Source organism: Pseudomonas sp. RC3H12 (genome assembly GCF_018596375.1).
In the GTDB taxonomy this organism is placed as follows: domain Bacteria; phylum Pseudomonadota; class Gammaproteobacteria; order Pseudomonadales; family Pseudomonadaceae; genus Aquipseudomonas.
This window is the reverse complement of the sequence record NZ_CP075595.1, coordinates 2,109,227-2,130,513: the sequence shown is the minus strand read 5'-3', so window position 1 is coordinate 2,130,513 and position 21,287 is coordinate 2,109,227. Positions and strand designations below refer to the sequence as shown.

Annotated in this window: 16 protein-coding genes; 8 read left to right on the top strand and 8 right to left on the bottom strand. The window is 65.2% G+C overall.

Features of this window, described 5'->3' with window-relative positions; all coding sequences use genetic code 11:
- The first annotated feature begins 460 nt into the window (after positions 1–460).
- The 3 genes from mnxG to KHO27_RS09800 all read left to right on the top strand — a co-directional run bounded on the left by mnxG (position 461) and on the right by KHO27_RS09800 (position 9,776).
- Positions 461–6,307, top strand: coding sequence for a manganese-oxidizing multicopper oxidase MnxG (mnxG, locus tag KHO27_RS09810; protein ID WP_214501699.1), 5,847 nt, complete (start codon positions 461–463; stop codon positions 6,305–6,307).
- Positions 6,308–6,445: 138 nt separating this feature from the next.
- Positions 6,446–7,642 carry a DUF3142 domain-containing protein gene (locus KHO27_RS09805; protein ID WP_214501698.1) on the top strand — a complete coding sequence of 399 codons (1,197 nt, stop codon included), beginning with the start codon at positions 6,446–6,448 and terminating at the stop codon, positions 7,640–7,642.
- On the top strand, positions 7,629–9,776 hold the full coding sequence (locus KHO27_RS09800; RefSeq protein WP_214501697.1) for a hypothetical protein: 2,148 nt from the start codon (positions 7,629–7,631) through the stop codon (positions 9,774–9,776). The genes KHO27_RS09805 and KHO27_RS09800 overlap by 14 nt, the downstream gene beginning before the upstream one ends.
- Before the next feature lie 37 nt (positions 9,777–9,813).
- Here the strand turns inward: KHO27_RS09800 and KHO27_RS09795 are convergent, their stop codons facing one another.
- From KHO27_RS09795 to KHO27_RS09770, 6 genes are read right to left on the bottom strand one after another with little or no spacing between them, the layout of a single operon-like run.
- The gene (locus tag KHO27_RS09795; RefSeq protein ID WP_102681945.1) at positions 9,814–11,355 is read right to left on the bottom strand and encodes an ABC transporter substrate-binding protein; all 1,542 of its coding nucleotides are present in this window, start codon (positions 11,353–11,355) and stop codon (positions 9,814–9,816) included.
- A 47-nt stretch (positions 11,356–11,402) separates the two neighbouring features.
- Positions 11,403–12,365, bottom strand: a complete 963-nt coding sequence (locus KHO27_RS09790) for an ABC transporter ATP-binding protein (RefSeq protein WP_214501696.1) — start codon at positions 12,363–12,365, stop codon at positions 11,403–11,405.
- Complete coding sequence (locus tag KHO27_RS09785) at positions 12,362–13,348, bottom strand: ABC transporter ATP-binding protein (RefSeq protein ID WP_111532827.1); 987 nt, start codon at positions 13,346–13,348, stop codon at positions 12,362–12,364. The genes KHO27_RS09790 and KHO27_RS09785 overlap by 4 nt, the downstream gene beginning before the upstream one ends.
- Positions 13,345–14,199: an ABC transporter permease gene (locus KHO27_RS09780; RefSeq protein ID WP_102681948.1), complete on the bottom strand. Its 855-nt coding sequence runs from the start codon at positions 14,197–14,199 to the stop codon at positions 13,345–13,347. Before KHO27_RS09780 ends, KHO27_RS09785 begins: the two co-directional genes overlap by 4 nt.
- Positions 14,196–15,143, bottom strand: coding sequence for an ABC transporter permease (locus tag KHO27_RS09775; RefSeq protein ID WP_111532829.1), 948 nt, complete (start codon positions 15,141–15,143; stop codon positions 14,196–14,198). Before KHO27_RS09775 ends, KHO27_RS09780 begins: the two co-directional genes overlap by 4 nt.
- Before the next feature lie 3 nt (positions 15,144–15,146).
- Positions 15,147–16,037 (bottom strand): proline iminopeptidase-family hydrolase, encoded by an 891-nt coding sequence (locus KHO27_RS09770; protein ID WP_023631947.1) that lies wholly within the window; start codon positions 16,035–16,037, stop codon positions 15,147–15,149.
- Between the two features lie 171 nt (positions 16,038–16,208).
- Between KHO27_RS09770 and KHO27_RS09765 the strand changes: the two genes are divergently transcribed.
- From KHO27_RS09765 to KHO27_RS09750, 4 genes are all read left to right on the top strand, one after another.
- A complete protein-coding gene (locus KHO27_RS09765; RefSeq protein ID WP_102681950.1) occupies positions 16,209–16,970 on the top strand; it encodes a LuxR family transcriptional regulator in 762 nt (253 codons plus the stop codon).
- A gap of 99 nt (positions 16,971–17,069) precedes the next feature.
- The gene (locus KHO27_RS09760) at positions 17,070–17,969 is read left to right on the top strand and encodes a proline iminopeptidase-family hydrolase (RefSeq protein ID WP_214501695.1); all 900 of its coding nucleotides are present in this window, start codon (positions 17,070–17,072) and stop codon (positions 17,967–17,969) included.
- A gap of 177 nt (positions 17,970–18,146) precedes the next feature.
- Complete coding sequence (locus KHO27_RS09755) at positions 18,147–18,569, top strand: PA0061/PA0062 family lipoprotein (protein ID WP_111532831.1); 423 nt, start codon at positions 18,147–18,149, stop codon at positions 18,567–18,569.
- Between the two features lie 52 nt (positions 18,570–18,621).
- Entirely contained in the window at positions 18,622–19,233 is a 612-nt protein-coding gene (locus KHO27_RS09750; protein WP_214501694.1) for a dTMP kinase, read from the top strand.
- Here the strand turns inward: KHO27_RS09750 and KHO27_RS09745 are convergent.
- A complete protein-coding gene (locus KHO27_RS09745) occupies positions 19,230–19,796 on the bottom strand; it encodes a GNAT family N-acetyltransferase (RefSeq protein ID WP_046855560.1) in 567 nt (188 codons plus the stop codon). The genes KHO27_RS09750 and KHO27_RS09745 overlap by 4 nt on opposite strands.
- Positions 19,797–19,952: 156 nt before the next feature.
- Here KHO27_RS09745 and KHO27_RS09740 point away from each other — a divergent pair, with 156 nt between their 5' ends.
- Positions 19,953–20,807, top strand: a complete 855-nt coding sequence (locus KHO27_RS09740; protein ID WP_214501693.1) for a helix-turn-helix transcriptional regulator — start codon at positions 19,953–19,955, stop codon at positions 20,805–20,807.
- A 34-nt stretch (positions 20,808–20,841) separates the two neighbouring features.
- Here KHO27_RS09740 and KHO27_RS09735 read toward each other — a convergent pair whose 3' ends face one another.
- Entirely contained in the window at positions 20,842–21,279 is a 438-nt protein-coding gene (locus KHO27_RS09735; RefSeq protein ID WP_102681956.1) for a GNAT family N-acetyltransferase, read from the bottom strand.
- Positions 21,280–21,287 lie beyond the last annotated feature (8 nt).

Here is a 21,287-nt window from a genome sequence, read left to right as displayed (position 1 = left end):
CAAAACCCCCGGTCGGGGAGCCGACCGGGGGTTTGAGTATTCTCATGTTCGGCGGCCCCTCGAAGGTGGGCGCCGGATGGGTAATCGGCGCCTAGTGGCTAAACCAATACCCAAAATAAAAGCTGGCAACGGCGTTACGACCGGCAACGGCCAGCACGCGGTGCGCGGAGCGACCGGTGTGGTTGGCGTGGTTGCAGGTTTGTTTCGACATGTTGCTCTCCAGTGATTGGGACCGAGCTTACTGCACCTTTGCGTTGGCGTTCAATCACTAAATGCTATCGAGGCGATTGACCCGGCTTCAGCCCTTCAGTCTGCGCTCCCATGCGGCCCCCCAATTAAGGGGGAAAACGCCCAGTTCATCCTTCGCCATCTTGCAAGCATCTGATTAACAACGACTAAATTCATGGCATAAGCCTTGCTCACCTCCTCCGCAGTATCCCTGTGTCCCCGGAGGTGCCCCATGTCGACCCCTCGCAAAGGCCCGGTCCTGTCTACCTTGCTGCTGGCCCTGCTGGGCTGGCAGGTCTCCAGCGAGGCCGCCGTGCAGTGCCAGCGCACGCTAGTGGCCAACGTGGTGGCGCTGGACCAGCCCCTGATGTTCAACCGCCTCGGCGCGCAGAACGCCAACGGCATGATGTTCGCCCTGCGCCAGGACGTGGTGGACGAGCACCACGTGCCCCTGAGCAAGGGCGGCGCTGCGGTGCCGGGCAAGGTCACCCTGCGCCCGGACAAGCGCCCGAGGCCGATCGTGCTGCGGGTGGCGGCGGGTGATTGCCTGACGGTCAACCTGAGCAACCTGCTGGCCTACCAGGCCAACCCCAACAAGCACGGCATTGATCACGACGAGAACGAAGTCGAAGGCGAGGAAGAAGAGGGCGCCGAGGTCGAGAACGAGGGCAACGAGCACTTCGTCGCTGACGAGCAGGTCACCGACCGCCATGTGGGCTTCCAGGTCAACGGCCTGCAGGCGGTCAACAGCATCGGCGACATCGCCGCCAACACCGGGCGCAACGGCAACTTCCTGGTCGCCCCGGGCGGTACCCGCAGCTATACCCTGTACGCGGAGCGCGAAGGCGCTTTCGCTGTCACTAGCCAGGGGGCGACCTTTGGCGGGCAGGGCGGCGGCGGTAATGTCGCCAACGGCCTGTTCGGCCAGGTGGTGGTGGTACCCAAGGCTGGGCGCACCTACCGCAACACCCTGACCGAGGAAGAGATGCGCCTGGCCACCACCGGCCGCACGGCCACCGGCCAGCCGGTGATCGACTACCAGGCACGCTACCCCAACGTCGAGCCGTGGATCGCCGAGGGCAAGGCCGGCAAGCCGATCATTGCCATGGTCGACGGCAACGAGATCCAGAGCAGCGAAACCGACGCCATCGTCATGGGCCCCAACCCTGACGGCAGCTTCCCCGCCAGCACCTATCCGCTGGAAAGCGTCGGCAAACGCAACCCGGCGCTGCCCAATCGCCTGGAAGCCTTCCGCGACTTCGCCTCGCAGTTCGCCGACGAGGTTGCCGCCACCCAGGCCTTCCCCGGCTACTGGGCTGACCCGGTCATGGGCCACGTGCTGGAGCCGACTCGCGACTCGTTCATGATCAACTACGGCTCCGGCGGCATGGGCGCCGAGGTGGTGGCCAATCGTCTCGGCGTGGGGCCGATGCACGACTGCCTGTCGTGTGCCTACGAGGAATTCTTCCTCAGTGCCCACACTGTCGGTGATATCGGCACCCTGGTGGATATCCCGGCCAACGTCGGGCTGGAGAACATCCGCCCGGGCGAAACGCCGCCGGCCAGCGCCACCGGGGTCAAGGCGACCATGGCCCTGTACCCGGCGGAACCGGCCAACGTGCACCACAGCTACATCGGTGACTTCACCAAGTTCCGCAACACCCACAATGGCCACGAGCAGCACATCTTCCACTTGCACGGGCACCAGTGGCTGTTCAACCCCAACGATGACAACTCCGACTATATCGACGCCCAGGGCATCGGCCCGGGCGTAGGCTACACCTACGAAATCGCCAACGGCGGCTCCGGCAACCGCAACCGGGTAGCGGGCGACGCCATCTACCATTGCCATTTCTATCCGCACTTTGCCCAGGGCATGTGGGCCATGTGGCGGGTACATGATGTGTTCGAGCCAGGCACCCGCCTGGCGGTCAGCGGCGAGGGCGAGAACGGCTTCCACACCACGCCGTTCGCCCTGCGCAATGGCAAGCCGGCCCCGGGTGCCCGGGCGCTGCCCGACGGCGAGATCATCGCCGGCACGCCGATCCCGGCCATCGTACCGTTGCCGGGCAAGGCCATGGCGCCGATGCCGGGCAAGGTCACGGTGGTGCCCAAGCTGGCCGAGACCCTGGTCGCCGAACATGACGATGACGGAGAAGAGGAGGGCGGCGATCACTCCGACGAGCCCGCCACGCCGCGTGCGGTTGGCTCCCTCGCGCTGGTCGACCGCAGCGAGACCAATCGCAACGCCGACGGCAGCCTGAAAAACCCCGGCTATCCGTTCTGGATCGGTGGCATGGAAAGCAGCGTCGGCCAGCGTCCGCCGACCCCGCCGCTGGACATGCTCGACCCGGCCCTGGCGCGGCAGCTCAAGGACAGCGGCAAGGCGCTGTGGGCCAACCTCGACCCCAACCAGGTCGACGGTTGGGACGGCGGCCTTGGCCGGCACACCCTCGACGGCGTGTCTGCCGGTGGCGACGCCGTGACCACCACCACCAAGCTGGACTTCTCCAAGGTGGTGCACAAGGCCAAGCCGATCTACCTGCCCGAAGAGGGCACCGAGGTCGAACAGGCGGCCATGCAGTTCCATGCCAAGGCCGAGCACCAAAGCTTCGCCCTGATCCCCGGCAGTGCGCCGGTGGCCAAGGCCTTCCGCACCAACGGCGCCTTGCCGACGGCGGGCGCGCCGTACTATGAGCCGTGCATGGACGATCGTGGCAAGCGCCTGACCCAATCTTCGGGCGTCGGCGAGTTCTTCAGCGGCGAAAACCTAACCGGCATGAGTTTCCGCGGTTCGTCTACCTTCACCGCCGACCGGCCGCGTATGTACAAGGCGGCCAACATCCAGTTCGACGCGGTGTACAACAAGGTCGGCTACCACTTCCCGCAGGCGCGCATCCTCGCCCTGTGGGAAGACGCCTGGCCGGTGATCACCAAGCAGCGCCCCCCAGAGCCCTTGGTGATGCGCATGAACACCTTCGACTGCACCCAGTACGTGCACACCAACCTGATCCCGTCGTTCTACGAGATGGACGACTACCAGGTACGCACCCCGACCGACGTGATCGGCCAGCATATCCACCTGCCCAAATGGGACCTGACCGCCGCCGACGGCTCGGCCAACGGCTGGAACTACGAGGACGGCATCCTCTCGCCCGGCAGCGTGGTCGAGCGCGTGCACGCCATTCGCAGCTTCAACAACTGCACCGAAGGCGATACCCGCGACGGCACCGCCGCCTGCCCGAAAGCCAAGCAGCATCCGTACTTCGGACGCTTCGGCCGGGCCGACTGGCTCGGCGCGCGCACTGCGATGCAACGCTGGTTCGCCGACCCCCTGGTGAACGTGCACAACGTCGACCGTGGCCTGGGCACCATCTTCACCCATGATCACCTCGGCCCATCGACCCACCAACAGCTCGGGCTGTATGCGACCGTGCTGGCCGAGCCCGCAGGCTCTACCTGGTACCACGCCGAAACCGGCGAACAGCTGTACAACCCGGCGACCCGCCAGGATGGCGGCCCGACCTCGTGGCAGGCGGTGATCCAGACCGGCGACCACGACGGCGATGGCAAGAACGACAGCTACCGCGAGTTCTTCCTCGAATACAGCGACTTCCAGCACGCCTATGAAGCCGGCGTGTATGTCGGCGCCGGCCCCAACGGCGTGCCGGACGGCCAGGCCTATCCGGCCACCGCCGACAGCTTCCGCTACGCCATCAACCCGCCCGTGCGGCAAAAGGCCTCGACGCTGCTCGAGTCGGTGGTCGAATCCCGTGGCGGGCTGAGCCCAGGCTGCCCAACCCGGCCGTGCCCGCAGGCGATCTCGGTGGACGACCCAGGCATGTTCGTCGTCAACTATCGCAACGAACCGCTGGCCCTGCGCGTGTTCGACCCGAACAAGGTCGGCCCGGACGGCAAGCGCGGCATGCAGGCTGATGGCCTCGGCGGCGACCTGGCCTACGCCATGCAGAGCCGCACCGACCGCGCCATCCCGGCGATGAACCTGGCGCCCTCGGCGATCACCCAGGCTACCGGCCCCACTGGTGGCACCACGCTGTTCCCGCCGCACGTCAACAAGGGCAGCGAGCCGGGTGACCCGTTCACACCGCTGCTGCGCACCTATTCCGGTGACAACGTGCGCCTGCGCATGCATGCCGGCGGCCATGAAGAGGAACACAACGTCACCCTGCACGGCGTGAAATGGCTGCAGAACGGCTCAGGCTTCGGCAACAGCTCCAACTCGGGGTGGAAGTCGTCGCAGATGGTGGGCATCTCCGAGCAGCTCGGCTTCATGGCACCGGTATCGATGATCTCCAGCTCCGCCGCCACCAACGGCGACTACCTGTACTCGCTGGACGCGGCGCTGGAAGGCTACTGGAACGGCATCTGGGGCATCATGCGCAACTACACCGCGCAACGCGCCGACCTGTTCGCCCTGCCGAACAATCCGCAGCCGGTGGCCATGCGCAACACCGTCAATTTCGACGGCATCTGTCCGAAGACCACGGCCAACGCCAACGGCATCGGTACCCGGCCGACGGTCAAGCGCAGCTACGAGATCGTCGCGGCCCTGGCCAACGACATTCTCGAGAACCGCCACGGGGTCAGCATCAATGACCCGGCTGGTATCGGCCAGCACGTCGGTGGCGCGCTCAAGGCCAATGGTGGCACCCTGGTGTTCAACAGCCGCAAGGTCGATATTCCCATGGCCACCGTCACCGACGAGGAGGACGGCGCGACCTTCACTGTGGGCGGGCACAGTTCGCCTTTGCATGACCCGACCGCAGTGCTCTACGTGCGCAAGGCCGACCTCGACGCGAGCACCGGCAAGCTCAAGGCCGGCGTGCCGGTCGAGCCACTGGTGCTGCGCGCCAACGCGGGTGACTGCATCAGCATCACCCTGGAGAACCGCCTGCCGCTGATGATGCCAGACCTGCCCAGCAGCGCGGTGATGCAGAACGTGGTCAAGCGCGACCGCGCCGGCGGCGAGGGCTCCACGGCGTTCAACAACAACCTGATGCGCCCGTCCAGCCATGTCGGCTTGCATGCGCAGCTGCTGGCCTACGACATCACCAAGTCGGACGGCGTCAACGTCGGCCTCAACCCGGTGCAGACCGTGCCGCCACGCACCGGCAACAGCGGCGCCTACCCGAACCGGGTGTACCAGTACTACGCCGGGCACCTGGAGCGTGAAGGCAAGCCGGTGCTGCAACTGGGCCGCACCGTGGACAACATCAACACCACGGCCATCGAGTTCGGCGGCCTCAACCTGACCCCGGCGGATGTCATCAAGCAGCCGCAGAAAGGCCTGGTGGGCGCCATGAGCGTGTTGCCGCAAAGCGCGACCTGGACCGAGGACACCGCCAGCCGCGCCCAGGCCACGGTGAAGGTCAGCGGCCAGCCCGACTACCGCGACTTCGTCACCGTGTGGCAGCGCTCGCTGAACATGCGCTGGGCCGATGGCCGGCCGGTGGAGGGCATCGCCACCGAGGGCAACGGCGTGCCCGGCGATCCGAAGGACAACGGCAACATGGCGATGAACTACAAGACCGAGCCGCTGTGGCTGCGCTTCGGCCTGGCGCCGGACGCGCCGTTCGGCCATGCCGATGGCTTTGGCTTCGCCGATGTGCCCAATGCCCACATGGCCTACAGCAATGCCCTGGTCGGCGGTGATCCGCAGACCCCGGTGCTCTGGGCCAAGCCCGGCCAGCCGGCGCGCAGCCACGTACTGATGCCCAGCGGTGGCAGCCGCGGCATCACCTACCAGCTCGACGGGCACCTGTGGCCGCTGCACAACTACCAGGCGGAGAAGAGCGATGTGCAGGGCTACCCCATGGGCCTGCCGGGCATCGGCTCGGTGCGCTACGGCTACAACCCGATGGCGATGTATGTGGGCGCGCAGGAAAGCGTGCTGCCGGCGGCGCACTTCAGCTTCATGCTGCCCAGTGCCGGGGGCGCCAACGCCGTGCCGGGGGACTACCTGTTCCGCGACTATGCGGCGTACGGCAATGCCTCGGGGCTGTGGGGGATCCTGCGGGTGACCAACGAGCCACCGCCGGCGGTGGCGCCTGCGCAGTGAAAGGGGCCTGGCGGCCTGACCGGGAAGTGGAGAGGCCGCCAGGTGTCTGCCGACAGGATTGGAGCGTGATAGCGTGCCGGATTGAGGTAATATCGCCCCCTCGCCAACGGCAGCCCAACGCGCCAGACAAAGGATTGCATGCCCGCCAACCTGTCCCTGCTGTTTTTCTGTGTCGTGCTCGCTGCGCTCGCCGGCTGCCGGCCTGAGCCCGCACCGCCCCTCGACCAGCAGCTCTATATCTGGCAACGCCAATGGCAACCCGCCCACGAGCAGGCCCTGGCGGACAGCCGCGCCGACTTTTCGACCTTGCGCGTGCTGGCCTTGCAAGCGCAGCCCAAGGCCGGGTGGGCCAGGGCGCTGGTCGACCTGCCACGGCTCAAGGCCGATGGGCGGCCGGTGATCGCGGTGGTACGCCTGGACGGCCAGCTGCCGGCGCTCGACCTGCAGGAGGCAGGCCCACAGGTGGCGCGCCTGCTGGCGGACTGGCAGGCCGTGGGTGTGCCCCTGGATGGGTTGGAGATCGACCATGACAGTGGCAGCGCTCGCCTTGCAGACTATGGCGAATTTCTCCTGCAGCTGCGCGAACAACTGCCACCGGGCCTGAAGCTGAGCATTACCGCATTGCCCGCCTGGCTCGGCAGCCCGCACCTGCCGGCGCTATTGCAGGCGGTGGATAGCAGTGTGTTGCAGGTGCACGCAGTGAGCGACCCGCGTCGCGGCCTGTTCGATCCGGCACAGGCCAGGCAATGGGCCGAACGCTGGAGTCGCGTCGGCGACAAACCGTTCTACCTGGCCTTGCCAGCCTACGGCGTCGCGTTGCTGCCCGACACCGGCGGCGCGCCCGTTGTGGAAAGCGAAACGCCCTTGAACCGTGGTGGCGAACGCCGCGAACTGCTGGCCGATCCACAGCAATTGGCGGACCTGGGCAGACAACTGCGCAACCAGCCACCTGCGCACCTGGCCGGGCTGATCTGGTTCCGCCTGCCGTTGCCCGGCGACCGCCGCGCCTGGAGCCTGACCACCTTGAGCGCGGTGGCGCGGGGCGATGCGCTCGCCAGCCAATGGCGGGTCGAGCTGTCCGGGCAGGCGGGGCTGCGCGACATCACGCTGGTCAACGTCGGCAATCTCGACCTGCCGATGCCTGCGCGGGTAGAGCTGGACGTCGCCTCCTGTGACGCCGCCGACGGGCTCAACGGCTACCGCTTGCAGCAATCCCCGCGACACCTCACTTTCAACCGCCAGTCCAGCGCGCGTCTCGCCGCTGGCGGCCGGCGCATCCTCGGCTGGGCGCGCTGCCATGGAATCGATAAAGGAGCATGGAATGTCTACCCGTAACTGGCCCCGGCGCCTGCTGTGCCTGTCCCTGAGCGTGCCGGCCGTTCCGGCGCTGGCCTGTGGCCCGGACTTCCCGATGCAGTTGCTCGGCGACCGAGCGCACACCCTGGCCGAGTTGCCGGAGGGCAATTTCGGCTTCGAGGTGAATCGCCTCGGCGAGCAGATCGCAGGCCTCAAGCCCGCCACCGATGCGACCCTGACGCCTTACTGGGACAGTGACGACAACGACCGACCTTACCGTGAGCAGCGCAGCCGTATCGAGGCAAGCGAGCTACCGCAATCGCTGCGCGAGAAGGTCGCGCAACTGCGTGCCCTGCCAGATCCGCAACAAGTGCTGGAGCAGGGCGCCGAACTGCCGGATGAACTGCGTCTGTACATTGCCGGCGCAGTGGCTTTCGACACAGGCGACCACGCCCTGGCGGCGGATTATTTCGCCAAGGTGCTGGCCCTGCCAGCTGAACAACGCAAGCTGCGCAGCACCTGGGCGGCCTACTCGCTGGGGCGGGCCTTGATGGCCCGGAGCTTCGAGGCCAGTGATGATCCGCAACAGACCCCGCAGGCCCTGCAAGCCCAGGCGCGCGAGGCTTTCCACCAGGCCCGCGCGCTCAGCGCCGAAGGCTTCAGCGACCCATTGGAACTGGGGGTTGCCAGCCTTGGCGAGGAGGCCCGCCTGGCCAAGCTCGCTGGCGACTGGAACAGCGCCATCCGCTTGTATGCCAGCCAGAGCCGTCTGGGCTCGGGCAGCGGCTACAGCTCGCTCAGGCAGCTTGCCAACGAACTGGTGAGCCTGCCGGATGAACAGCTGAAGACGCAGTTGGCACAACCGATGCCACGCAAGCTGCTCACCGCCTATCTGCTCAGCCATGTCGGTTGGGACTACGACGGCCAGCCGCCAACCCAGGCCCGGCGCCTGCCCGCGTTGCTGCAGGCCAGTGTCGGCGACCAGCTGGAAGACGCCGACCGCTTGGCTGCGTTGACCTATCAGCAAGGCAACTATGCCGCGACCAGGAGCTATCTGCAGCAGGCTGGCGATACCGGCCTTGCCTGGTGGCTGCGCGCCAAGCTGGCCTTGCGCGACGGTGACAAGGCCCAGGCCGCCGCTGCCTATGCCAAGGCCGCCGCCGCGTTCCCCCGCGAAGAGTCGTGGGGCTCGAGACAGACGCCCGATTGGGACTACGAAAGCGTGAAGCCCGGCTGCCGGGTCGAAGGCGAGGGCGCGATACTGGCACTGGAGCGCGGCGACTACCTGCAGGCCTTCGACTTGCTGTACCGCAGCCAGGACATCTACTGGCAGGATACGGCCAACGTGGCCGACCGCGTGCTGACCCTGGACGAGCTCAAGGGCTATGTCGACGCCCATGTGCCGGCGCCACCAGCGCCCAAGGTGGAAGAGGGCGGCTATGCACCGCGGCCGGCGGCGACGCAGCTGCGTGAGTTGCTGGGCCGCCGCCTACTGCGCGAAGGCCGTTACGATGAGGCGCCCGGTTACTTCGCCACGGCCCAGTTGCAGGCCGACGCCAAGGCCTACGGCCAGCACCGCCAGGAGGCCGTCTCGCGCTGGACGCCCACGGGCCGCGCCGAGGCGCTGTTTGCCGCGGCCACCTTGGCACGCGGCGCCGGCATGGAGATCCTCGGCTACGAAATGGCGCCGGACTATGCCTGGCTGGGCGGCAGCTTCAGCCTGGGCAGTGCCACCCTGCAGCCCGGGCCGTTCATCAGTGCCGGCGAGGTGCAGCGCCAGTTGGCGACCGAGGCCAAGCCAGACCAACGCTACCACTATCGTTATGTCGCCGCCGACCTGGCCAACCAGGCTGCGGACCAGTTGCCGCGCAGCAGCCAGGCCTTCGCCGCGGTGCTGTGCACGGCGGCGGGCTGGGTGCCGGGCACCGAACAGGAAAGCGCGCTGTACAAGCGTTACGTCCAGCAGGGGCCGTTTGTGCAGTGGGCAGAGGATTTCGGCAACCAGTGCGAAGCGCCCCGCTTCGACCAGGCCAACAAACGCTACGTGGCAGAGAAGCTGGATGCCGCGCGGGCGGCATTGCGGCCGTACAAGGCGCAGGTGCTACCGGTGGGGTTGGTGGTATTGGCGGGGGTTGCCTGGATGTGGTTGCGGCGGCGCAGGGCCAAGGTGTGAAACGAAAAGGGGGCGGCCATCAGCCGCCCCCTGACCTTCACTTCTGTGCAGTCTTCACCCCTGCATCCTGCTTCACCGTTTCCTCAAGCGTGAAACGGCCCAACGGGTTCTGCAGGAAATTCTGGATATTGCTGCGCGAAATATTGATGTAAGGGCTGTAGTACAGGTCGATCCAGTGCACGTCCTGCTTGGCCAGCTTCTGCAGGTCCTGGTACATCTGCTTGCGCTTGACCGGGTCGGTTTCCACCCGGGCCGCGGCCACCAGCTCCTTGACCTTGTCGTTGTGGTAGCGGGTCATGTAGTTCTGGTTGGTGTCGTGGCCAAGCACGAAGGTGGTCTTCTGGTCCGGGTCGAGCACGTCGTTGGTCCAGTACATCACCGACAGGTCGTAGTCGCCGTCGACCAGCATCTGCCAGCTCTGGGTCGGGTCTACTTTCTGCAGGTTGGCGGTAATGCCGACATCGGCCAGCTGCTTTTGCACCAGCACGGCAATCTGCTCGTCGGCCTCGTTGCCGGCGTTGACCACGTAGTTGACCTTGAGCCCCTCGGCACCAGCCTTCTTCAGCAGTTCACGGGCCTTGGCCGGGTCGAACGGGCGTTGCGGGTTGTTGGCATTGTGGTACAGCGCGCCTTTTGGAATGTACGAGTAGGCCGCCTCGCCATGGCCGAAGGTCACGGTTTCCACCAGCGCCTTCTTGTCGATCGCCAGGTCGATGGCCTCGCGCACCTCGACCTTGCCCAGCAGGCCTTTCTCATGGTTGATGAGCAGGTGGTCCTCGCGGGTCGACGGGTCGATGTGGATGGTCAGGCTCTTGTCTTTCTGCAGCGCGTCGACGCGGGAGAACGGTACGAAGATCGCCGAGTCCAGCTCGCCGGCCTGGACCTTGAGCATGCGCGTGTTGTCATCGGGGATGGAGATCCATTCCACGCCGTCCAGGCTGACCTTGTCGGCTTCCCAGAAGTAGGGGTTCTTTTCCAGGATCACACGGTCGCCGCGCAGCCATTCCTTGACCTTGAACGCGCCGGAGGTCACCGGTTCCTGGGCATAGGCTTCTTCGCCGATGGCGTCCATGGCCTTTTTCGACAGGATCGACACGTTGGCGGTGGCCAGTTGCGCGAGGAACGGCACCGACTTGTTCTTCAGGGTCACCACCAGGGTGCGGTCATCCGGCGCCTCGGCCTTGTCGATGATCTTGTAGGAGTCGGCCCACAGCGAGCCGGGGTTGTCGCGGATGCGCAGCAGGGAGAACGCCGCATCGCTGGCAGTCAGCGGCGAGCCGTCGGAGAACTTGGCGTCGCGAACCTTGAAGGTGTAGGTCAGGCCGTCGTCGGAGACCTTCCAGCTTTCGGCCAGGCCCGGCAGCAGCTTGGTGCCGCTGTTATCGACACGCACCAGCACGTCGTAGACGTTGGCGAAGACCCAACTGTCGCGGTTCTGCGCGCTCTTGATCGGGTCGAAGGTGGTGCTCTCCTCGCGGCAGCCGATGGTCAGCACGCCGGCGGCCTGGGCCATGCCGCCGGCCAGGGTGCTGGCGGCCAGCACGGCGGCGGTGAGTAACTTCAATGCGGTGGGTTTCATGCTCAAGCTCCGTTTGATGGTCATGTGGGGTGGGTCAGCACGGCAAGTCACGGGTGGACGCAGGCATGGTAGCGGCCACCTTCTGCGTGGCTGGGGGGTATGTCTGCGCCGCACTGGGGCAACGCGTGGCGGCAACGTGGGTGAAAGGCGCAGCCGGACGGCGGCTGCAGTGGGCTCGGCGGCTCGCCGGCCAGCGGGTGCTGCGGCAGGCGCCGGGCCGGGTCGATGTCGGCGATGGACTGTACCAGCGCGGCGGTGTAGGGATGGCGCGGGTCGTCGAAGACCTCGGTCACCGGGCCTTCCTCGACGATCCGCCCCAGGTACATCACCGCCACCCGGTCGCACAGGTGGCGTACCACGCCCAGGTCGTGGGTGATGAACAGCAGGGCCAGGCCCATGCGCTGGCGCAGGTCCAGCAGCAGGTTGATGATCTGCCCCTGGATCGACACGTCGAGCGCGGCAACGCACTCGTCGGCGACGATCAGCCTGGGCTCGACGGCCAGCGCCCGGGCAATGCCGACCCGCTGGCACTGGCCGCCACTGAGCGAGCCGGGCTTGCGCTCGGCGAGTTCCGCGCGCAGGCCGACCAGGCCGAGCAGTTCGGCGACCCGGGCCGGGATCTGTGCGGTGGGCACTCTGCGCTGCACGTGCAGCACCTCGGCGAGGATCTGGCCGATGCGCTGGCGTGGATTGAGCGCGCTGTACGGGTCCTGGAAGATCATCGCGGTCTCGCGGCGCAGGCGCTCGATATCCAGGCGGTTGCCCTGGCGCATGTCGCTGCCGTCGAACAGCACCTGGCCGCTGCTGGCCGGGGTCAGCTGCAGGATGGCCCGGGCCAGGGTGCTCTTGCCGCAGCCCGACTCGCCCACCAGGCCCAGGGCCTGGCCGGCGGCGAGGCTCAGTGAAGCGCCGTTGACGGCGTTGATCTTGCGTGGACGCAGGTTCAACAGGCCGCCGCCCGGGGCGGGGAACTGCACATGCAGGTCGTTGACCTGCAACAGCGTGGTCATGACAGGCCTCCGGCCAGCAGCGGGGTATGGCAGGCCAGACGATGCCCGGGGCCGATCACGCGCAGTTCCGGCAATTGTGCCCGGCAGTCAGGCGTGGCCTGGAGGCAGCGCGGCTCGAATCGGCACCCTGCGGGCAGGGCGTCGAGCAGCGGCGGTTGCCCGGCAATGGTGTTCATCAGCCCTGTGTGCCGCCGCGCCGCGGGGTGGCAGGCCAGCAGGCCGGCGCTGTAGGGGTGGCGCGGCTGGCTCAGCAGGGCCTGCTTGGCGCCGTGTTCACACAGGCGCCCGGCGTACATCACGGCGATACTGTCGCAGGTCTGCGCGACCACGCCGAGGTCGTGGCTGATCAGGATCATCGACAGGCCGCGGCGGTCGCGCAGCTCCAGCAGCAGGCGCAGGATCTGCGCCTGCACGGTGACGTCCAGCGCCGTGGTCGGCTCGTCGGCGATCAGCACCTTCGGATTGCAGCCCAGGGCCACGGCGATCATCGCCCGTTGCCGCATGCCGCCGGAGAACTCGTGGGGATAGCTGTCGACCCGGGTTTTCGGGTCGGGGATGCCGACCTGGCGCAGCACCTCGATGGCCTCGGCCCGTGCCTCGCGACGCGAGGCGCCCTGGTGCAGGCGGATGCCTTCGGCGATCTGCGCGCCGATGCGCATGAGTGGGTCGAGGTGGCTGCTGGGGTTCTGGAAGATCATGCCCAGCTCGCGGCCGCGCATACGGCGCATGCCGGCTTCGTCCAGGCGCAGCAGGTCGTTGCTGGCCAGGCGCACGGCCTGGCCTTCGAGGCGCAGGTTCGGTGACGGCAGCAGGCGCATCAGGGCACGACAGGCCAGGGTCTTGCCCGAACCGCTTTCGCCCACCAGGCCGAGGATCTCGCCCTCGCCGAGGTCGAAGGACAGGCGATCGACCAGGGTGATATCGCGTTGGCCGGCGCGGGCGATGACGCTCAGTTCGCGAACCTGAAGCAGGGCAGGGCTCATGTGCGGTCTCCCAGAAGCTCGGCGACGCCGTCGGCCAGCAGGCTGAAGCCCATGGCCAGGGTCACCACCGCCAGGCCCGGGAAGGTGCAGATCCACCAGGCGCTGGTGATGAAACTCTGCCCCTCGGCCACCATGGTGCCCCACTCCGGGGTGGGCGGCTGCACGCCAAGGCCCAGGTAGCTGACGGCCGCGCCATTGAGCAGCACCAGCACGGCGTCCGACATGCAGAACACCACCGAGCCGAACAGGGCGTTGGGCAGCAGGTGGCCGAACAGCACACGTCGGTGACTGAACCCCAGGCTCCTGGCGGCCAGGGCGAAATCGCCTTGCTTGAGCACCAGGATCTGCGAGCGGATCAACCGCGCATAGGACACCCAGCCGACCAGGGCCATGGCGATGTAGAAGCTGCCCAGACCCGGGCCGAGGATGGCCATGATCGCCAGCATCAGCACCAGGAACGGGAAAGCCAGGACGATATCGACCAGGCGCATGCAGACGTTGTCCAACAACCCGCCGACATAGCCGGAGACCGCGCCGATGCAGGTGCCGAGCAGGAACGGGAAGATCACCCCGATCAGCGCCATCTGCAGGTCGATGCGCGCGCCCCAGATCACTCGCGAGAGGATGTCGCGACCAAAGTTGTCGGTGCCGAACGGGTGGGCCAGGCTGGGCGCGGCCAGGCGCAGGTCGGCATCCTGTGCCAGCGGGTCGAAGGGTGCTATCCACGGCGCGCACAGGGCCAGCAGGCACCAGCCGAGGACGATCGCCAGGCCGCAGTACAGCGTCAGGCGGCCATTGCCCAAGTGCCAGGCCAGGCGCCAGCGCAGCGCCAGTGCGGGGCTCTGGCTCATTGGATGTTCACCCGTGGGTCGAGGGCGGTGGTCACCACGTCGGCGATGAAGTTCACCGCCACCGTGGCGCAGGCCAGTACCATGGCCACGCCCTGGACCACCATATAGTCGCGGGTGAAGATGCCGCGCACCAGCAGCTGGCCGACGCCGGGCAGCGAGAACAGGCTCTCGATCACCACGGTGCCGCTGATCAGCCAGCCGATGTTGACCGCCAGCAGGTTGATGGTGGGCAGCATGGCGTTGGGCAGAACGTGTCGGCGCAGAATCGCGCCTTCGCCCAGGCCGCGGGCGCGTGCGGCAGTGACGTGGTCGGCCTGCAGCTCAAGGAGAATGCTCGCGCGCAGGTTGCGCACCAGCACCGCCGAGAGCGCCAGGGCGATGGTCAGGCACGGCAGCACCAGGTGGTGCAGTTTGTCTGGCCAGGTGCGGCCATAGCCGGACACCGGGAACAGTCCCCAGTGCACGCTGAACAGCAGGATCAGCATCAGCCCCAGCCAGAAGGCCGGCAGGCCGAGCCCGGCGGTGGTGAACAGACGGATCAGGTTGTCGGTCCAGCCGCCCTTGTGGCGGGCGGCGAGGGTGGCCAGCGGCACGGCGATCAGCAACGCCAGCAGCACGCTGCCCAGCACCAGCAACAAGGTGGGCTCGATGCGCCCGGCGATCAGGGGCAGGGCATCGACCTTGTACAGCAATGACTTGCCCAGGTCGCCGTTGAGCAGGTTCTTCAGGAAGTACAGGTACTGCACCCAGATCGGCTCATCGAGGCCGAACTGGGCGCGAATCTTCGCGATCGCGTCCGGCGTGCTGCGCGCGCCGAGCAGCACCCGCGCCGGGTCGCCGGGGATCGAGCGCACCAGCACGAAGGTGATGATGCTGATGCCCAGCAGCACCGGCAGCAACTGCAACGGGCGAACAAGGACGAACCGGTAACGTGCCAGGTTCATCGATCAACCCCGGTTGCGCTGCAGGAAGTCCAGCAACACCGGGAAATAGGCCTGGGGTTCTTCGTAGAACGGCATGTGGCTGCTATTAGGGAACACGTGCAGCTCGGCGCGGCCGTGCAGGGCCAGGTTCATGCGCATGGCGCAGGCGGGGGTCAATTCGTCGTGCTGGCCGGTGGTGATCAGCACCGGCATGCGGAACTCGCCCATCTGCTCGAGGCGGTTCCAGTCCTTGAGGTTGCCGATATAAAGGAACTCGTTGGGACCCTGCATGGTGCTGTACGGGCCCATGTTCCAGTCGCCCAGCGAGCGCTGGATCGGCGCCGGCCACTGCTCGAGGCGGCAGACATGGCGGTAGTTGAGCAGGGTGATGGCCGCCTGGTACTGGGGATGGTCGAGGGTGCCCAGGGCCTCGTGGCGCTGCATCATCGCCACGGTCTCGCTGCCCAGCGCGCCGCGCAGGCGTTCAAGCTCGGTGATCAGGTGCGGGATATCGCCGACGGTGTTCTCGAGAATCAGACTTTTCAGCGACTGCGGGTGATGAATGGCGTACTCGATTGCCAGCCAGCCGCCCCAGGAGTGCCCCAGCATGTGCACGCGACCCAGGTCCAGGGCCTGGCGCACGCGTTCGACCTCGGCCACGTAGCGGGTGATGTTCCACAGGCTGTCGTCATCCGGGCGGTCGGAGGCGCCGGTGCCCAGCTGGTCGAAGGCAACCACGCGGATACCCTTGTCCTTGAGCCAGGCATGGGCGTCGCGCAGGTAGTCGCAGGGCAGCCCCGGCCCGCCATTGAGGCACAGCAGCACCTCGTCCCCTTCGCCAAAGCTGTACACCACGACGTTGTGGCCATCGACCTCTACATCGAACCGCTGGTCAGGTTGCATCTCACGCCACATCGCTACTCTCCTGTTGGCCATGGCTTGGGGCTATAACTAGCGCAGGAGAATTCGTCGCCTACAAGCTAGTGTTTCCTATAGGTTTTGTATGGCAGTCCCGCGCCAAGCCGTGGCATTCTACGTGCCGGACTTCAAGTTGGAAATCCACAAGGAACACAGGGAGTGTCAGGTATGCAGGCCAAGGTGGCTGAACTTAATTCGCGTCTGGCGTCAGGCAGCAGCCTGGATGAACAGATGGACAGCGTCGCCGACCTGGCGGCGCAACTGGGCTTCGACGCCCTGGTGTATGACTACAGCCCGGTACCGCTGGACCACACCGGCGAGCTGATCACCCCGTCCGTGGTCAGGCTGCGCCAGACCCCGAAGGACTGGCAGGACCTGTGGTGCTCCGAAGGCTTCTACCAGATCGACCCGGTGCAGCAGGTGGCCGTGTCCTCCATCGCCCCCTTCGTCTGGTCGTACCTGCCCAAGGGCGAGACCGTCCTGCAGCGCTTGATCGACAGGCGCCATGCCCCGGTGGTCGGCTATTTGCACGATGCGCAACTGACCTGCGGGGTTACCGTACCCATCCACCTGCCGCGCGGCGGCCTGGCGACCCTGACCGGCCTGCGCCCACAGGCCAGCCAGCGCGACCTGGACGACGCCCGGGAACACCTTGCCGATTTCAGCCTGATCGCCCATGCCCTGCAGGAAGCCGCCTATCCCTTGCTGGCCAAGGAATCCGCCACCCGCGCCATCCGCCTGACCCGTCGCGAGGCCGAGTGCCTGCGCTGGGCCGCCGAGGGCCTGACAGCGGGGGAGATCGCCGACAAGCTCAACCGCTCGCTGGCGACGATTTCCCTGCACCTGACCTCGGCCATGCACAAGCTGGGGGCGAAGAACCGCGTCCAGGCGGTCGCCCGGGCGGTGCATTACCGCCTGCTCGACCCGTGAAAGGTGCAAAAAAAACCGAAAACCTAGTGAACTCTCTAGTTATGCCGCGTTGCGCGCAGGGTTATCGTGTGTTCCATGATTCACATGGAGCCGGATGAAATGGAACTCACCCAATCGCGTGAAGGTTTTGCCCCCTTTGGCGACTACCAGACCTGGTACCGCGTCACCGGCGACCTGGCCTGTGGCCGCACCCCGCTGGTCATCCTGCACGGCGGCCCGGGCTGCACCTACGACTACGTCGATGCCTACAAGGATGTCGCCGCTGGTGGCTACCCGGTCATCCACTACGACCAACTGGGCAACGGCCGTTCGACCCACCTGCCGCAGATGCCGCTGTCGTTCTGGACGGTGAAGCTGTTCCTGGATGAGCTCGACAACCTGCTCGAGCACCTGGGCATCAGCGAGCGCTACGCACTGCTGGGCCAGTCCTGGGGCGGCATGCTTGCCAGCGAACACGCGGTGCGTCAGCCCAGGGGCCTGCGCTGCCTGGTGATCGCCAACTCGCCCGCCGACATGCGCACCTGGGTGCGCGAGGCCAACCGCCTGCGCGAGGAACTGCCCGAGGACGTCCAGGAAACCCTGCTGCGCCACGAAGCCGTGGGCGACTACACCGCGGCCGACTACATCGCCGCCACCCAGGTGTTCTACGACCGCCACGTGTGCCGGCTCAAGCCCTGGCCGGAAGAGGTGGCACGCACCTTCGCCCAAGTGGAGGCCGATCCGACCGTGTACCACGCGATGACCGGGCCTAACGAATTTCACATCATCGGCAGCACCAAGGACTGGACCATCGTCGACCGCCTGCCGCGGATCAACGTGCCGAGCCTGCTGATCTCCGGGCGCTACGACGAGGCGACGCCGCTGGTGGTCAAGCCGTACCTGGACCTGATCCCCGGTATCCGCTGGGCGTTGTTCGAGAACTCCAGCCACATGCCGCATGTGGAAGAACGGGTGGCGTGCATGGGCACGGTGGTCAAGTTCCTCGACGAGAGTCTGTAGCCTTCAACGGCCGCCTGCCGGCCGACAGTTTCCCTTCCTCAGGCCTGTCCGGGTTCAACCTGGCGGGCCTGAGTTTTATCTCCTCCCAGGTTACGAGCACCAGCACGTTCCCACGCGGTGATTAACAACCCAACGCCCCAGCGCTATCCTTAACCCAGTTCCCCAAGGAACCTCACCATGCGCCGGCTGCTACTGCTGTTACTGATCACCGTCATCCCAGGCTGCCAAACCCCACTGCCAGCCGCCAACCCACAGATGGCCTGGGTCGACCTGTCGCTGCCATTCCCCAATGACCGCGTCCTGCTGGCCGAACGCCTGGACAAGCAACGCCTGGATGAAGGCCGTTTCTTCCAGGTCAGCCCCGGCAGCCACGAACTGGTCGTGCGCTTCGACTATGAAACGAACGGTGGGGGCGGCATGAGCATGCTGGGTGGCACCACCGTCCGCCAATGCTACCTCACCCTCGAATACGCCCATTTCCAGGCTGGTCAGCGCTATGTGCTGGAAGCCCGCTCCATGGCCCTGACACCCGAGGCGAGGCTGTACAATGCCGCCCGGGAAATCGTCGCAGAGGTCAGTGAGTTCTACTGCCTGATGTGACCGAGCCCGGTTCATTGACTGTTCGTGAAGGAATTCAACCGTTGTGTGAAGCATGAGTCGTTCGCTGTTCATTTCCCTGGATGGCCCCAAGGGCACCGGCAAGACCACGCTCCTGGAAGCCGTCACGCAAGCGCTGAGGGCGGAAAACAGGAAGGTGATCCGCATCAGCGAGAAGAAAAGCGATCCCTACCGGGGCGAAACCATGGTCCTGGTCAACCAGTTCGTCAGGAAACCCTGCCGGGACCTGGAAATGAAGGTTTGTGAGCGCCTTGCGGACAGCCGTGCCTGGATTTCCCGGCACGTGCTGGCCAAGCAGCCGACGGACAGCATCATCCTGATCGATCGCTGGTACCCGTCCGATGCGGCGTTTCGCCGGTTGGTGCCGTTTGCCGAGATCCTGCGGTTGAACATCGAACGCAACGTGCGGGTGCCGGACTTGCATGTGGGCGTTGTCACCGACCCTGAGATTTCGTGGAGGAGGGCAGCGGCGCGGTCACGCGGCTTGAGCAGTACCGTGATGCACGCACTGGAAGAGCATGTCGCGTGCACCCAAGCGTTCGAGCAAGTGGTTGCCGATCAAGGTTGGGTTTTATGTCGTAACGAAGGAACGCTTGAAGAGGCAACGCAGGCGTTGGTATCAGAGATCCGTAGCCTGTTTGATTAACCTGCTCGAAAAGTGCCTTCTTTCGTATGCTCGAGCCACTGCTCATAGGTAATGCGGCTGATGTGTTCTGTCCGGTAGTCCTGGAGGAACGGGTTGTACTTGTTCTCTTCAGTATGGTGATGGCGGAAACCACACTTCGACTGCGCGACAAAGGACTGACTGTTGTTGGCAAAGTAACCACACCACAGCGCTTTGAGCTTCAGGGTTTCGAAGGCGTGTCGCATCACTTCCCGCACAGCTTCGGGAATCAGGCCCTGGCCCCAGTACGGTACTCCGATCCAGTAGGCGATTTCGCCTTCCTGCGCACTGATTTCGAAGTTGCTATCGCCACCGATAAGGATACCGACGCACCCTACCGCACGGCGATTTTCCCTCAACTCGACGGCATAGACCTCAGGGTGATTGAAGACCGTGCGTATGATCTCGGCACTGTTTTCCACACTGGTGTGCTGGGGCCAACCGGCGATGGGACCGACTCGCTGGTCCTTGGCGAATTCGTACAGATCCGCAGCGTCGGTGTCCCGCCAAGGGCGCAGCAGCAGTCGGGTTGTTTCCAGGCTCATCTCATGTCCTCAGTTGGCTGATCAGGTGGGGAACAGGGTAGGGAGGAAGGCAGGTTCGGTACACATCAGTACCTCGGTGATTTCGGTACTTTTCGAAACTAGAAGGCCAATGGGTGATAAGATTCATCCCGTTTCAGGTCCTGGCATCTAGAGGTTATGCAGCATATTCCGCAACTTTTTACTGCTGACGACCCACCGCGCATGGGTGATACCACCCTGGCCGAAGGGCTGGGAGTGCCACTCTCCTTCGGCCACGCCTATCTGACGCTGCTGGTCTGCCTGTCCGGGAGCGCCCGCTTCACGCTCAACTTCAAGGAACATGTGGTCCGGCGCGGTGATGTGCTGCTGCTGGCCGAAGACACCATTGCCTTGCTCAAACGTCGCTCACGCGGATTCAAGGTGTTTTTTTGCCTGATGCCAAAGGGTTTCGCTGCGGAGGTCGCCTACCAACTGCCCAACCCCCTGTTCATCTTCTTGCATGAACATCCACATTGCGTCCCGGACAGTGACGACAGGCCGTTGATAGAAGGATGGCTGGCGCAGATGCGGGATATCGTGAAGTGCTGCCCGACTTACCGGCACGTCATGCTGCGCAACCAACTGCAGAATCTTTTCCTGAAAATTGCCGAGCAGCTTCCAGCTACATACAAAGGCAGCAGGGCGTTCAGCCGCAAGGAAATGCTCAGTTGGCAATTTTGGGACTTGATCGGCAAGCACTGCACCAGGCACCGGGATGTGAAGTTCTATGCCGACGCGCTGAGCATCACGCCGTTCTACCTGTCACAGCTGACCAAAGCGTTTTTCAACGACACCGCCAAAGGCCTGATAGATCGCCAGGTGACCCAGGAAATCAAGGCGCTGCTTTCCTACAGCAATCTGGCGATCGGCCAGATCGCCGACGAGCTGAACTTTGTCGATGCCTCCTACCTGTGCCGCTACTTCAAGCGGCAAACCGGTGTTTCGCTTTCTCGCTATCGCCTCCAAGGGCAGCAGGAAGCGGGGCAGGCTTGAACCGCTTTTCGATAAACAAAGGCGTCTCGGTAGATTAAAGCCTGATGAGCGCCAGCATGTCTTCGCCGTCTGGGGCCATGCCGACCTCTTCGAAGCCAAAGCTGGAATAAAATCTTTTCGCCACGGGATTACCAGGGTTGTAGCAGATTTCAATTTCTTCCAGGCCAGGGGCTCGCTTGATTTCTTGAAGTGCCAGGCCTAGTGCTATCCTGCCGATGGATTTTTGTTGGTGCTTCTTGTCAACCATAAACCGCCAGATGGATATTTTATGGGGTGACGCCTGAACCCACATGAAAAAGCCAACAGGCTCATCGTTGGCGTAAATGGCCCGTACGGAGTATTCAGGGTTGTACGCAGCCTCCACCAGTGACCAGGTATTGCTGGCCACATAGTCTTCTTGCTCGTCTGTGACTTCCAATTCGCAAGCGGCTTCATAGTTGTGCTTTGTTATTGTGGCGAGTGATATTTTCACAAAGGCTC

Bases quoted from the DNA above. Each gene is read 5' to 3' on its own strand.
- mnxG (WP_214501699.1), top strand. From the start codon at position 461: ATGTCGACCCCTCGCAAAGGCCCGGTCCTGTCTACCTTGCTGCTGGCC.
- KHO27_RS09805 (WP_214501698.1), top strand. From the start codon at position 6,446: ATGCCCGCCAACCTGTCCCTGCTGTTTTTCTGTGTCGTGCTCGCTGCG.
- KHO27_RS09800 (WP_214501697.1), top strand. From the start codon at position 7,629: ATGTCTACCCGTAACTGGCCCCGGCGCCTGCTGTGCCTGTCCCTGAGC.
- KHO27_RS09795 (WP_102681945.1), bottom strand. From the start codon at position 11,355: ATGAAACCCACCGCATTGAAGTTACTCACCGCCGCCGTGCTGGCCGCC.
- KHO27_RS09790 (WP_214501696.1), bottom strand. From the start codon at position 12,365: ATGACCACGCTGTTGCAGGTCAACGACCTGCATGTGCAGTTCCCCGCC.
- KHO27_RS09785 (WP_111532827.1), bottom strand. From the start codon at position 13,348: ATGAGCCCTGCCCTGCTTCAGGTTCGCGAACTGAGCGTCATCGCCCGC.
- KHO27_RS09780 (WP_102681948.1), bottom strand. From the start codon at position 14,199: ATGAGCCAGAGCCCCGCACTGGCGCTGCGCTGGCGCCTGGCCTGGCAC.
- KHO27_RS09775 (WP_111532829.1), bottom strand. From the start codon at position 15,143: ATGAACCTGGCACGTTACCGGTTCGTCCTTGTTCGCCCGTTGCAGTTG.
- KHO27_RS09770 (WP_023631947.1), bottom strand. From the start codon at position 16,037: ATGTGGCGTGAGATGCAACCTGACCAGCGGTTCGATGTAGAGGTCGAT.
- KHO27_RS09765 (WP_102681950.1), top strand. From the start codon at position 16,209: ATGCAGGCCAAGGTGGCTGAACTTAATTCGCGTCTGGCGTCAGGCAGC.
- KHO27_RS09760 (WP_214501695.1), top strand. From the start codon at position 17,070: ATGGAACTCACCCAATCGCGTGAAGGTTTTGCCCCCTTTGGCGACTAC.
- KHO27_RS09755 (WP_111532831.1), top strand. From the start codon at position 18,147: ATGCGCCGGCTGCTACTGCTGTTACTGATCACCGTCATCCCAGGCTGC.
- KHO27_RS09750 (WP_214501694.1), top strand. From the start codon at position 18,622: ATGAGTCGTTCGCTGTTCATTTCCCTGGATGGCCCCAAGGGCACCGGC.
- KHO27_RS09745 (WP_046855560.1), bottom strand. From the start codon at position 19,796: ATGAGCCTGGAAACAACCCGACTGCTGCTGCGCCCTTGGCGGGACACC.
- KHO27_RS09740 (WP_214501693.1), top strand. From the start codon at position 19,953: ATGCAGCATATTCCGCAACTTTTTACTGCTGACGACCCACCGCGCATG.